General features: G+C 46.3%; 9 protein-coding genes. 4 read left to right on the plus strand and 5 right to left on the minus strand.

Annotation, left to right across the window (positions count from 1 at the left end; translation table 11 throughout):
* Positions 1-27: 27 nt before the first annotated feature.
* From H6G45_RS14185 to H6G45_RS14195, 3 genes are read right to left on the minus strand one after another with little or no spacing between them, the layout of a single operon-like run.
* Positions 28-2,088, minus strand: a complete 2,061-nt coding sequence (locus tag H6G45_RS14185) for an AAA family ATPase (RefSeq protein ID WP_190599051.1) — start codon at positions 2,086-2,088, stop codon at positions 28-30.
* Positions 2,089-2,090: 2 nt separating this feature from the next.
* Positions 2,091-2,723 (minus strand): hypothetical protein, encoded by a 633-nt coding sequence (locus H6G45_RS14190; RefSeq protein ID WP_190599052.1) that lies wholly within the window; start codon positions 2,721-2,723, stop codon positions 2,091-2,093.
* Positions 2,724-2,738: 15 nt separating this feature from the next.
* Positions 2,739-3,863 (minus strand): RNA-directed DNA polymerase, encoded by a 1,125-nt coding sequence (locus H6G45_RS14195; protein WP_190599053.1) that lies wholly within the window; start codon positions 3,861-3,863, stop codon positions 2,739-2,741.
* A 753-nt stretch (positions 3,864-4,616) separates the two neighbouring features.
* On the opposite strand from H6G45_RS14195, the gene H6G45_RS14200 reads away from it, so the two are divergent.
* Together H6G45_RS14200 and H6G45_RS14205 are read left to right on the plus strand one after the other, a co-directional pair.
* Entirely contained in the window at positions 4,617-5,366 is a 750-nt protein-coding gene (locus tag H6G45_RS14200) for a pseudouridine synthase (protein ID WP_190599054.1), read from the plus strand.
* Between the two features lie 26 nt (positions 5,367-5,392).
* Positions 5,393-5,950, plus strand: coding sequence for a YqeG family HAD IIIA-type phosphatase (locus H6G45_RS14205; RefSeq protein ID WP_199309786.1), 558 nt, complete (start codon positions 5,393-5,395; stop codon positions 5,948-5,950).
* A 381-nt stretch (positions 5,951-6,331) separates the two neighbouring features.
* On the opposite strand, the gene H6G45_RS14210 is transcribed toward H6G45_RS14205, so the two are convergent.
* Together H6G45_RS14210 and H6G45_RS14215 are read right to left on the minus strand one after the other, a co-directional pair.
* Positions 6,332-8,755, minus strand: a complete 2,424-nt coding sequence (locus H6G45_RS14210; RefSeq protein ID WP_190599056.1) for a DUF3769 domain-containing protein — start codon at positions 8,753-8,755, stop codon at positions 6,332-6,334.
* A 229-nt stretch (positions 8,756-8,984) separates the two neighbouring features.
* Positions 8,985-9,101, minus strand: a complete 117-nt coding sequence (locus H6G45_RS14215; protein ID WP_010873313.1) for a photosystem II reaction center protein I — start codon at positions 9,099-9,101, stop codon at positions 8,985-8,987.
* 151 nt (positions 9,102-9,252) lie between these two features.
* On the opposite strand from H6G45_RS14215, the gene H6G45_RS14220 reads away from it, so the two are divergent.
* The gene (locus H6G45_RS14220; protein WP_190599057.1) at positions 9,253-9,828 is read left to right on the plus strand and encodes a DciA family protein; all 576 of its coding nucleotides are present in this window, start codon (positions 9,253-9,255) and stop codon (positions 9,826-9,828) included.
* 420 nt (positions 9,829-10,248) lie between these two features.
* A partial coding sequence (locus H6G45_RS14225; RefSeq protein WP_190599058.1) for a DUF4347 domain-containing protein occupies positions 10,249-13,493 on the plus strand: 3,245 nt, incomplete at its 3' end.

Raw genomic sequence — 13,493 nt, forward strand, 5'->3', positions numbered from 1 at the left:
TCATGCGAATGACAAAATCATTGTTTTTTAATGGTCTGAGGAATAGACTTTAGCTATACTTTCACCATGAGCTTGTATATTAGAAACTAATTCTGGAGGACAAATTATCTTGACTTGATTGCCGAAGCCAATGATCCAGCGCCGAAAATCAATATCCTCTAACATCCATTTTGGTAAGGTGACCCGAAAGCGATTGGGAAATTGTTCATCGCCGGTTTTGGGTAAGTTGTATGGGGCGACAGACTTGCGATGCTGGTCTTGGTCTAATTTGGGAGACATCCGCATTTGTTTAAGAGGAAAGCGTTTGTTGCCTTCACTGACGAAACGAAACATATAATCTGAAAACCATAGCTCAATCTCAATTTCAACAGATTTTTTGTGGGAGACTTTGTGGCTTAAGTAATTTTTTTGGTCGGTGACGTTGTTTCCTAAAAAGATACCACCGCAGGACTGACAAAGGGTTTCGAGTTTTTGCAGGGCTAGGTTTTGTTCTTCTGGCGATCGTGCGATGGGAATAACTTTGCTTAAAAATAATCGATCAATGCGCCCAAACTTCAATAGGCCAGATTGCTCAGCATTAACCATTTCAAAGCCTAAGTACCAGCCAATATTATGAAACACTAACTGAATTGGATAAATCATAAAAAAGTTATCAGACTCCTTGCTGAAACGTCCTACTCCTTTAAAATATTTAACTTCTAGTTGATATGCGTTTTCAATGGCTTGCTCTACTTCATGGATTCTGCCAGCAAGGGAACTACGGGGTAAGCTATCTAAATCGACAATATTGCGATTGTGGATAACGCGGACAGGATAGGCCGCCTTATCAAGTTTATAAGAATGGCTCAATCTTTCTTTAAAGCGTTCGTAAACTCCTAACGCTAGGGGATCATCTAATCCATTTGCTTGGGCTTCTAATAGTTTGAACACCCGCAATAAATCTGATTCAGAGAGAATGCTAGTTCCGGCAAAATAGCCTCGTCGGAGGGAAATATTTGGGAGAATTTGGTAAGGTTTTAGAATTTTTTCAATATCTTTTCTAATACTGTTGCCACTGTTAAATTCGACAATGCCTTGGGATTCTATTTCGTTGATAAAGGTTTCCTGAGCAGTGGCTTCGGGATTGTGTAATAAAGGATTGTGAAGAATGAAACGAATGGTTTTTATTAATCGACAGAAAGCATCTTTTTCCGAATAGGGATGGGTAATTAAATCAGGATCTTCTAGGGGACTTAATGTGATTTCTTTGGGGTTTTGGTTGATGCCGATAAGATTGTTAGTCTGCAGCCAGTCTAAATCACGATTGATAGCGTCTTTATTTGCATAAATAGGATGGTAAATTTTGCTGATAATGGCACAGATTTCATCAATTTCAGTCTCAAATTTTTGTTCTGTTCCTAGAATTGCTTCTAATTGTTTTGGGTCAGTATATTGTAAGTTGCCAATGCCGGGATAGTGAATGAGCAGGCTAATCAGGTGCATTAGGCGATCAAAATCTAGTAACCTAGAATATTGATGGAGTTCAACTTTGCGATTCTGGGTGCGATTCCGACGGTTGATTTGACTACGGGAAACTTTAGTCAGTTGATTTCCTAGTTTACTGAGGTCGAGACTACCATCTTTAAAGGGAATATCAATAACAGCAGTAAAGCCTTCAGCGGGGATGGGGGGAAATTGTTTTAAGGCTTGGAAATAGTCATCAATGACAAATTCTGGAACTTGGCGATCGCGCTGTTGATTCCATCGTTTACAGATGTCTAATGGGGTTTTGAGATGTATGCCGATAATGTCAATATCACTCAATTGCTTGATTTTTTGAATCAGTTCCATGCGCCAGGGTCGTTTGGCATTGGTTGCATCGTAAATAACTGAATGATTTGAATCAATATGTTCTTTGATTTGTCTAAAGATTTCATCTTCGATTTGTTGCCAGTTGCCTTGAATTGATTCATCTCCAAATAATTGGGCACGGACTTTATCGGTGGAGATGATTTGATAATTAGGATTTTGTTTGATGAGGTTATTGGCGAGGGTTGATTTACCGCTCGATGTGCAACCTATTAAACAAAAAACAGTTGTGATCGACATAATCACCTAAGTATTTGTAGGTTAACCAAAGTCTTCTTGATCAGCCACTCAGTTCTGTTTTTAACTTTTTCAAAGTTTCTATTTTTATAAAACAATATTGTTTTGTCTCGTATGACAGCATTGCGGTTATTAAACTCTCTAATCATCTGTTCAACATCTGCTAATCCTAGTTTTCTATGACTTGTAGCATCTCGCAATCTCAAAATACATTCCAAATCCCAATATTCTTGAGACATCCGATTTTCATTCATAAAATCAAACCAAAATTTCAGCTCAATATACTTGCTTTTATATGGAAAATTATTATTGTCAAAAAAAGCTTCATAATTATTTTTATTGATATCTTTAAAATATCTAAGAACTGATTCAATCGACAAAGTAGCACATTTACAATATTCAACAAAATCATTTCTTGATCTGGCTATAAGCATCATCTTATTATCATCTTCTAACTGATTTTTGATATCATCATCTTGAACATCAGCGTAATTAATTTGACATTTGTTAACTGTTTCGACGTAACTATTAACTGCGTGGTTAACTGCCAGTAATATGTCATCTCCAAGAACTGATTGAAGAATGGTGTCCAGATTTGAATAAAAAGAGGATGATAAGGAACTTTGATGCTCGGACATATAAATAATAAGGATTTATTTTTTCCCGAAATTAGTTAAGTTATAGTATGATTTTAAAAATTTATTGTAGGTTAAACTTTTTTTCCCCTTTACCATTCCTAAAAATTCAATTTTACCCTTAAGCACTTGCTTAAAGCTAACTTCTCCTTTGAGGGCAAATCGAGCCTTGGAATTATACCTCTCACGATATTCTTTTTCCGCTGCCTCTAAGCCAAACTTAGCCCAAGCATGGAGCATTGCACGAATTTGCCGTACATAAGTCCGTTTGACGTTAGGAAATTCATTGGTGGTTAAGCCCGTCACCTCCTGATGATTGCCGCGTACTTGAAGCCTTACCTTCTTCTCATTAATGTTAAAACCATTGTCCGCAATAATCCCCAAAAGTCGATCACCGAGTAACAATTTGTCACCATCCTCGGTTTCAATGGCATAGGCCAACGCTTCGGGAAACTCCTTTAAAGTTGTTGAAAACGTAATATCGTCTGCATAACGGGTATAGGTTGCTCGACATTCCTTCGCCAAACGCTGTAACTGGCTATCCATCTTGGCACAGAGCATATTGGTGATGATTGGAGAAGTCGGCGCACCTTGGGGCAACTTATTCTCGTGACAGCAAATTTGTGCTAACACAGTAGCCACCGAAGCTGACAAATTATAAGGTGCTTTCATGAATAGACCCCGCACCCGTCCGAAATTAACTGTGCCAAAAAAATCTGCTAAATCCAAGTTCAACACAAAACGCTTACCCGCATGGGCTTTGGCATTGGTGACAATATTTTTACCTGGCACAAAACCGTGGGCAGAAGGTTTTACCTCATAAACTGTTGTCAGGACTTGGTTCAGCTTCCATTGAATAATCTTTAACGCACTAACAGGCGTTGAAATTGTCCGTTCTCCCCCCATTTTCTTGGGTAGAGTAAACGTTTTATACTTCTTGTCTTCTGATACATGATAAATGTGATGAGCCAAGCGCCGATAATCTAAATTCAGCAAACGAGCAACATCGTCTGGAGTTTGCAATGCTAGAAATTTCTGGCGTAATTCTGCTTGGGAACCCGGCAAAATAAATCTTTCTTTTATCTGAGCTTGACGATCTAATGAGTGATTTTTTACTGTTTCTTGTGCAACACTAGCTAACATGTTCTTTTCTCCCCACGACAACTAATCAACAAAAATTAAAAGCTACTTGCGGCGTTATACCAACTTAAGTCCCTTCTCTCTGTTCTGTAACAACAGTATTACAGAGTCTTGAGGTAAAGCTAACCGGGCAATACACCGTCGCAGGATCAACAACGGAAATCTATACTTATGCCGCAAGTAACAAAGTTAAGAGTTTCACAATGGCGTGTGATGCCTGTGACTTAACTAAGTTTCATCATACCTTAAGCAATCCTTTCCACAATAGATTTGATGCGATTGACAAACCATTAGGAATCATTGCTCGTAGCCCATAGGCGATCGCCTCATAAACAGGATAGAAATACTCCCGAAGGAGGATCACTTGCAGAGGTATTCTAACTTTGTCTCTTCTCTCTGTTTTGCTTTTTACATAGCGGACGCTAGAAAATAGCTAACTTTCCGGTAATGCCAAAAAAGCAACGTAAGGCTGACCATTAGTATGCCGTCGCAGGATCAACAACGCAAATCAATACTTTATCTGCAAGTGATTTTTTTACTGGAAGCATGGAATCACCGTAAACGAGACCCAATTTTCCTGACATTGCCATGGTAAAACAGTTCAAGAAAGTTTTGATATATTTCATGCGAACGAGGAAAGAAGAAGGATCTATTATGGTGGGCGCTGCATAAATTGGCATAATTGAGTCTCATTCCCTATTAATTTCCGTTGTGCTTATCCTTTCTTCCCTACCCTTTGAGGTTGCCAGATAACCTATGGCTGAACGTATTCAAAAATTGCTTTCCCAGTGGGGCATTGCCTCCCGTCGCCATGCGGAGGAAATGATTCTGGCGGGGCGGGTCAGCGTCAATGGCAAAGTGGCTAGCTTGGGGGACAAGGCCGATCCCCAGCGGGATTTTCTCTCGGTGGATGGGAAACAAATTAAGGCTGATAATCGCCCCCGAGATCTTTACTTGCTCATCAATAAGCCGAGGGATGTGCTTTCCACCTGTGAAGACCCGAGGGGCCGGAAAACGGTGCTAGATCTACTTCCCCAGGATTTACAACGGGGCAAAGGACTACATCCCGTTGGTCGGTTAGACCGTAATTCCACCGGCGCTCTCCTGCTCACCAATGACGGCGAGTTGACCCTGCGGCTGACCCATCCCCGTTACCATTTGCCCAAAACCTATGACGTTTGGTTAGAGGGTAATCCCAGCGATGAAGATCTGGAAAAGTGGCGATCGGGCATGATGTTAGATGGCAAAAAAACCCTACCGGCCACCCTAGAGGTAATTTCCGAAACCAAAGACCAGATTCACCTGTTAGTTACCCTGACGGAGGGGCGCAATCGGCAAATTCGTCGTTTGGCCGAAGAATTGGGATTGACCGTGTTAAAACTCCATCGCCGCACCATTGGCCCCCTACAGTTGCACACCAGGGGAAAGGTGCTGGGCAGTGGCCAGTTTCGCTTTCTTTCCCCAGCGGAAATTCGACTGCTGAAAAAACAGGTTAATCTGCCATAGTGCTCGCACACTTGTATTTTTATTGTTTGTTGTTAAATTCCCTTATTTTTTGCCCCACCATGACCCGCGCAAAGTTACTACAACCGGATTTAGTTTTGGGTAAAACCATTGTAGAGTTGTCCCTCGCCATCCTCGATCACCATGGGGTCAAGGGTTTAGTGTTGGATGTGGACGAAACCCTGGTGCCGTTTAGGGGGGATCAGGTGTCAGAGGAGTTGCGGGAGTGGATTGATCCCATCAAAGCCAAACTGCCCATTTGGTTGGTGAGCAACAATATGAGCGAGTCTCGCATTGGGGGGGTAGCCCAAACCCTAGATTTACCCTTCCTCTATGGGGCCGCCAAACCTTCCCGTCGTAAACTGCGCCAGGCCATTACGGAAATGCAATTGCCGGTGGAAGCTGTTGCCATGGTGGGCGATCGCCTCTTTACCGATGTGCTGGCGGGGAACCGTTTGGGGATGTTTACCATTTTGGTGGAGCCCATGGTGTTACCAGGCAAGCCCCTCTATCCTTGGTCGATCAGAAACATAGAGGTTTGGCTTTCCCAAAAACTGGGGGTTACCCTCCAGGGGGCCCTTGAGTAAGTTTGCTTAAAGCTACAACCCGGGGACTACCTAGCCGATCCGGGGATGGGTTGCTCCCCTGATTCCCTTGGGCTATAATTTTGTTACAAAACTTAATAAGAAATGATTATGAGAATTATAAAGAGAATCTTAAAAAAAACAACGATCGCCTGGGGATCAGCCATAATTGATCCAACGAAATAACACGGGGTCACCTTTATAAAGACCCTTAACATAATAAAAAACCCGGGGATCAGGTCATTTTGGCTTGATCCCTTTAAAATTATCTGAATTTTTCCCCGTCCATAGGCCGAGAATTGAACGGTGTCCTCCGCTACAAAAATGTCAACAAAAGCAGACATAAATTTGGGAACAATTGTCAGCCCCAGCCTATGTTGAGCTTCAACGAATAACCCCTTGGGTAACGGGGCGGATGTCACTGCCATCAAAGGTGCCCGGGTTCCCACTCCAGTTGAAATCGCTGATGCGTAGATTGATCGAGCCTACTTGGAGTTGGGGGTTGTAGCGTAGTTGGATATTGTAGGTGCGGCGACTATATTCCAAAACGTAGTCAGTGCTGATTTGTTCGTTGGCGGTCAAGCTGTAGGCTCCCTGCACCCCAAACCGCAATGGCCCGTAGATTTGTTGGGTTAAACCAAAGCTAACTATCTCCGTGTCGGCAAAGCGGTCAAAGAAAAATGGCGAAGCATCCCCCCGAATGCCTTGGGAGTAGCCAATGTTAAAGCCGGTGTAGTCCAAATAGGGCTTGGAGAAATTGCCAAATTGCCCAAAAAAGCCGACGGTGCCGGTGAGGGACGGTTGGGTACTGCCATCGCCGTAGTAACTGCCCACGCCGGTAATACCAGTGTTGAACACCACGTAGGGCACCACCACATTGGGGGAATAGCGCAAGCCTTCTTCCGCGGTGGGGGGGAGGGCTTCCCCGGCCCAAAGCACAAAATATTTAGTCAGGGACGCGGCCCCCTGTAAACGCATCAGGCTGACCAGGTTATCCCCGGTGGTGGGGTTAATCAATTCTTGGCGATCGGTACTGGCTTCCACGCTCTGCACAGATGCTTGATAGTTGAGGGCCAAGCTGGGATCTTCAAAGGGGTAAATGGTGGGGGAAACAATAATCGCCCCCACACTACTTTGCACCGTCTGGAAACCGAGGGAGCCGTTGTATAAGCGCTCGCGGTAATTGTACTCAAATCGTAGATCGTAGGGATTGCCCAAATCCCCCAATTTATTCTGCAAAGCTAGTTTGGCCCGGAGAGAATCGTCAATGGCATCCAAATTGAGGTTGGAAAAGTTGAGGGTATTCAGTAAATTCATCCGCTCATTGAAGTTGACGTTCAACTCCGTAATCAAACCAAAGGCAGCGGGGCAAAGGGCACAAACCTCCGCATCGCTCTGGTTGGCCAGGGGGAAAGCGTCGGGGAAAAAGACCTTTTGCACCAGGTATTGGGGCTTAACTTGAAAGGTGACACTGTCGGTGTCAATGGGGGTGAAATTCCCCTGGACGTATAGGCCGCCCCGGTCTTCGCCGTCATAGCCAATGCTAATTAATCCCGGTTGGCGATCGCGGCGATCGATGGTGAGACGGTCCTGGAAGGGCAGGGATGTGGTTTGGTCGAGCAGCACCCGGGAGCCAGTGAGTTTGAGTTCATCCACCTCCGGGGCGACGTTATAGTAATCGGCAGTTTCTGCTTGTACCTCTAGCTCCGGGGGGTTAAAGGGATCGTTGGTGATGCGAACTTTCTTGGCCCGCCAACCATCGGCGTCGAAGTCCACCTGCTCTGCCTGGAAACGGAGGCGATTGACTTGGCCGCCGGTGTCCGTTTGGCTAGCACTCTGGGCCCCTGGGTTACTGGCCCCAATGCCGGCCCGAAAGCCTTCTTGCCCCACTACGTTGGTGAGGGGCTGATTAATGGCCAGGCGATCGTTCAAGCTTTGGTTAGAGACAATGGGGTTGCCAAAGTCAGCGGGCACAGTTTGGGCAAAGTCCCGGGCGGTGCTGGGCTGGTAAATTTCCCCGTTGGCGTCGTAGATTACCCCCTGGTTGAGAACAAAGAAGTATTCAAATCTTTGCCCCTGGAGAATTTGTTCTCCCCGCTTCAGGGTGACGTTCCCTTCAGCCACGGCAAACCGGTCCGGCAAATTAACCCGTAGGCGATCGGCCAGCAATAGCCCATTGGCAAAGCGCATGGTAACGTTCCCGGTGGCGGTGACCACTTCCCGATTGCTGTCAAATTCTTGGTGGTCGGAAATTAGTTCGATTACTTCCGGGGGAATGGCAACTTCATCTGCCTCCGTGGCCGGAATAGGGGAACTATCCAGAAACTGGCTCGGCTCTGGGTTATTTTCTGTTGTCGTTGGGGGAGGGGTGACTCCAGGGTCGATTTCCAAGACTTCATCGACTACACCGATCGCCTCTTGGCCCTTTTCTTCAACTGTGGGCTCAGCTTCCCCCGTGGGTCCTGTGATTACTTCTAGCTCGGACTCGCTGGGGGCTGTGATCAGATATTCTTGAATCTCTCCGTCCCGGGACTGACTGATAATTTTCTTGGCCGTAGGAATGGGTACCTCCACAGGCCGATCGCCGATTTTAGAGTTGGGGGCAACGGGGGCACCCCCCAGGGACAAACCAGAGTTGGGATTAAGGTACAGATCCTTGGCCGAAGCCTGGGCGATCGCCGGGTCCGCCGATGGAGGAGTGGACGAGGAAAGTGTTGCCCCGTCAGTTGCCAGCATTTCTTCAGTCTCCCTCGGACTGATCACTTCAATGGGTACCGGAGGAGGGGGAGGGGAAACAATAGGGGGCATTTAAATCGACGAACTAAACGCCAACGCTAACATTTGCTTTTTTGGACTGAAATATAAAGCTAAGGCTAACTGGGCTTGGTTAACAAGGGGGACGATCAATTGCCAGAAATCGTTTCGTCTGTGGCCCCAGCGACAAAAAACTCTCCGGTGGAGGAGAGCAATCAGGTTCCAATCTACCCCTGGCACAAAAATTAGTCTAGGGAGAGAGGAAAATTTTTTTGGCTAAAGCTTATTCAAAGTCCTTGCGGCCAGGGTTCCGGGTGGGGTCACTGGAAAGGAAGCCGAAGATAAACAGGGAAATAAACAGGCCAACAACGATATAAACGGCGATTTTAAGGGTTAACATAAATTCTCCTTGTTAAATTCAAAGGCGTAGCCAAGCTTAATTGAGCAAAAATCCGGGCGCAGAAACCATTCTACCTTGCCTACTTTACCCCATTTCGGTCTAGGCTTTGGGGGGATGGCCGGGGAATTTCCACCGCCAAGGGAGGCACACCATGGGCTTAAACAATCTCGACCACTTACTGGGCCATCTCAGGCGATCGCCGGGGTGGGAACAACTGCGCCGTTACCAATTGGTCAAAGAAGCTTGGCAGAAGGTGATCGATCCCCGTTTACGGGACTGTACCAAACCCCTCGGCGTTCAGCGGAGGGTACTGACGGTGGCGGTCATTTCCCCGGCCCTGGCCCAAAATCTTCAACTGCAGCGCATTAATCTTTTGGCCAAACTAAATCGGGAGTTGACGGAGCCTTTGGAGGATCTACGCTTTTCCCCTCTCCACTGGCACCAACAACATTCGGGTAAACTGCCGGAAGCCTCTGCCCCCATGCCCCGGCCTGCTCCTCCCCCTCCAGGCGATCGCCGTGAAAAAGTCACCAGTGCAGCAGAAGCCCTGGAAAAGTGGCTCACCACCCTAAAAGAACGAGCCGAGGTTTTGCAGTCCTGTCCCCAATGCGGCAGTGCGGTTAACCCGGGGGAAATCGAACGTTGGGGCCGCTGTAGTGTCTGTGCCACCAAGCCCTGGCGGGAAATTTTTTCCCAATCCCGGCCAGAAAAAGATGGGCATCGTTAGTTGTCAGTAGAATGCCCGGTCTAAGTGTAATTACGAATTTGTTGCCCCCAGCCCTCAGGCCTTGGTGGAGGGTTAATTTTTTTACCGGCAGTCGGGGAAACTCCGTAACCTGACAAATTTGCATGGCAACCGTGAATACTTTTAGTTTTTTTTGGGTAAGATGGGGTTAGATATCGGTAAATACGGAGAAATTTCGGGATGTTTTTTTCATCTGTCCCCATTCGCGAGGAGATTGCGGAAAGGTCAAAGGGCTTTTCTCTAACTGTTTTTCCGTGTTTGGTTGCGCCGTTGCTTTAACTAAGTTTAACCGCCTAACTGAGTTTATCTGGAGCTCCGGCCCCGAACTGAGCTGCCATTGTGTTAGCCGCTGCTTGAATCCTAAATAATTTTTCAATTTTTTCGAGTCTTTTAATCCTGAATATGCACAACTCGACCTTGTTTGTCCTTGACTCCCGGGTGTTCCATGGGGGCCTGCTTCAGGCGGCTATTCTGCCCAATGTTGCAGCAATAACCCTAGACCCCGACCAGGACGGTCTCCGGCAGATTACTGAAGCGATTGGGAGACAAGGTGCTGTTCGTTCTCTGCATATTCTTTGCCATGGTTCCCCTGGCTTTCTGCACCTAGGTAATGGTCATCTGGGCTTGGATAATTTGGCCCTTCGCAGTCAGGAGTTAAAAGGCTGGTTTGCTGGGGTAGAGTCCCCCCAACTATCTCTCTACGGTTGCAATGTGGCTGCCGGGGATGCCGGTGCGGAATTTGTTGAAAAGTTAGCTGGGTTAACTGAGGCCGGGGTCGCCGCTTCCACTACGGCGATCGGGCATCAAGCCCTGGGTGGTAATTGGCATTTAGATTTTCAAACGGGTGATATTGTCATGGAAAATATTTTTTCTGCTCCTGAGTTAGCGGCCTATCCCGGCGTCTTGGATGGCAACGGCGAATGGTCTTTGTTCGACCTAGTAGATTCCTCTGGTATCTACACCGAACGGCTCGATGCCCTGCAATTGTTAGTACAGGAGCAACTTTCCGGCTTTTTTGCCCAATCTGACTATCTCACTCAGTTAGCCATCCCTTTTAGCGCCACCGCTGGCACTGCTGGCTGGACGGGAAATGTAGAATCTTTGCGGTCTTCCATTCTGGATGGTAGTTACCAAATCCGTCTGGAAGTACGTTCTGGCACTGAATTACAGGGAGCTTTGGGGGCCTACAGTGCGACCGGAACCACTGGTACCCCGACTATTTATCTGAATGCCGATTGGTTTGCCACCGCCAGCCAAGAGCAAATTGTTGCTGTCTTGCTCGAAGAGATTGGCCATGATTTTGATCAAATCTTAAATGACGGGGCCGATAGCCAAGGCGACGAAGGAGAAATATTTGCGAATGTAGTTCGAGGTGGCAACTACAATCTGGATGCCCTAAAATCCCAAAATGATCACCAAATCCTAGATATTGGAAATTATTCTGTAGCAGTCGAAAAAGCAGACTTAAATACTGGTTTTCAGTCATTTGATTTTACTTTTACCAATGGAAGCAATGGTGACACCGAGACAATCAACTCTGCCACCTCAACAACTCGTCGATACAGTAATATTATTACTGTTAATGGAATTCAAGTAGATGCAATTGTAACGGCAACCCGTACAAATATAGCTAGCTTTACTTTTGATGCAAACGATAACCCGACAAGACTTGAACCGGGCATTGACCCGACTACTAATGGAAGGGCAACCTTTGTTATAAGTTTCGTGGAGGGAGGTACCAACACTCCTATCAGTCTTTTCAACTTTTCCCTTAGCGCAGTTGATATTGACGGAGGGGTTGAATTCTACGAGATACAAGGATACTCTGCTTACGAAGTTGATATTACCACTGGCCTTACGGTCACAGAGCCCTCACCAGGAATAATAAGAGTTGCCTCAATACCTGGCAACTTAGACGGCCGTGATTTTGACAATTCAGCTTCAATCATTGCAGATTACCTGGTTCCAGTTTCTACGGTTACAGTCGTAGCCGAAGTTAGTAGTTCAGGCAATGAAAGGCTTTTTTCCTTTACTTTAGGCAATCGCCTAGGGCAATTCACTAATGCCCTGAGGTTCACAAGCCCTGGCCAACTTGCTGTCCCGCCATTACTAGATTTAAATTTTTCTGACGGAAGCCCTCAATCCCAAATTACCACAGTCACCTTTAGTTCTAGCTATGACGTTGGCGACATTGTCTCCATCACTGTTGATGGATTTACCTATAGCCATACGGTGACATCGGGAAACACATCAGCGGAAGCTGTTTACGATGCGCTCAAAGCTGTAACCGTTGGGGGAATTACCCTAGCAAATCGTTTGATTTCCAAAGGCGTTAGCTGGCCAGCTAATTTAACTTCTAATGCGGCTACCCTAACTAGTAATCCCGGTGCCACTAATGCTTTTACTCTGACGGCGGGGATTACAAATATATCGCCCCAACCTTGGATTTATACTGTTGACTTTAATAACAACGTCAATAATTTTAGTGCAGATTCTTCTGCTGAGAATATAACTATTATCATTGCCGGAACGACCTACTCAAGCACGACATCGGGTGTAACTGGCGGGGATAGTAATTCTAGATTTGACACTGTAGCAGCGAATTTAGTTACTGCAATAAATAATGCTTTGGGATCGGGAACTGCATCTTACAGTAGTGGAACTAATACCTTCACCATAACTCGTAGTTCTTCCACTACCATCACGGCAACTTCCACTTCTAATGACACGATCGGGGCTGTAACCAATACACAACAGGGGACTTCCTCTACGACCCAACCAGCACCATCAGTTAATACAAGCAGCACTGCTGCAAATGGCAACACTGGTTATCAAACAACCTTCTCCCTGGGTGGTGCCCCTGTGGCGATTGGAGATACTGATGTGGCCATAGCCGATGCTGATAGCACCACAATGACATCGGCCACAATTACTTTAACTAATGCCCAAGTAGGTGATGTACTAACTGTCGGTTCTTTGCCTAGTGGTATTACTGCTGCCATTACCAATTCTTCCGGGCAGATTGTAGTCACCCTAACTGGTAGTTCCACCAGGGCTAACTATGAAACGGCGATCGAAGCCATTACCTTCAGCACAACAAGCTCCATTACCACAGCTCGAACTATCAATGTAGTCGTTAATGACGGGGTAAACACCAGCAACACGGCGATCTCGACAGTTAATGTGAGCGTTAACGATGCACCAACGATTGCGATTGATGTCATTGCAAGTGATGACATCATCAACGCAGCAGAAGCCGGCAGTCCGGTGGCAGTGAGTGGAACAACCACGGGTGTAGAAAATGGTCAGACAGTAACGGTCACCATTGATGGCAACACGTACACCACAACGGTAAGTAACAACACCTGGACATTGAATGTGCCAGTGGCAGACATTGCCAACTTTGAAGGAAGTGAAACCGTCACCGCCGATGTGAGCAACTTAGCTGGCAATGCCGCTACTCAGGCTACTCGGAATATCACCATCGATACCACAGCACCGACTATCAGCATCACGTTGGATGATGTGACCGCCGATAACGTGGTCAATGCCGCCGAAGCCGGAGGCAATGTCGCCATCACCGGCACCGTAGGTGGAGAGTTCAACACGGGGGATACCGTCACCCTAGTAATCAACGGCAATAACTA

Source organism: Synechocystis sp. FACHB-383, assembly GCF_014698605.1.
GTDB classification, from domain to species: Bacteria; Cyanobacteriota; Cyanobacteriia; order Cyanobacteriales; family Microcystaceae; genus Synechocystis; species Synechocystis salina.

What these genes read in the sequence shown, in the direction of transcription:
- H6G45_RS14185 (WP_190599051.1), bottom strand. Translation starts at nt 2,088, where the DNA reads ATGTCGATCACAACTGTTTTTTGTTTAATAGGTTGCACATCGAGCGGT.
- H6G45_RS14215 (WP_010873313.1), bottom strand. Translation starts at nt 9,101, where the DNA reads ATGTTAACCCTTAAAATCGCCGTTTATATCGTTGTTGGCCTGTTTATT.
- H6G45_RS14195 (WP_190599053.1), bottom strand. Translation starts at nt 3,863, where the DNA reads ATGTTAGCTAGTGTTGCACAAGAAACAGTAAAAAATCACTCATTAGAT.
- H6G45_RS14220 (WP_190599057.1), top strand. Translation starts at nt 9,253, where the DNA reads ATGGGCTTAAACAATCTCGACCACTTACTGGGCCATCTCAGGCGATCG.
- H6G45_RS14190 (WP_190599052.1), bottom strand. Translation starts at nt 2,723, where the DNA reads ATGTCCGAGCATCAAAGTTCCTTATCATCCTCTTTTTATTCAAATCTG.
- H6G45_RS14210 (WP_190599056.1), bottom strand. Translation starts at nt 8,755, where the DNA reads ATGCCCCCTATTGTTTCCCCTCCCCCTCCTCCGGTACCCATTGAAGTG.
- H6G45_RS14200 (WP_190599054.1), top strand. Translation starts at nt 4,617, where the DNA reads ATGGCTGAACGTATTCAAAAATTGCTTTCCCAGTGGGGCATTGCCTCC.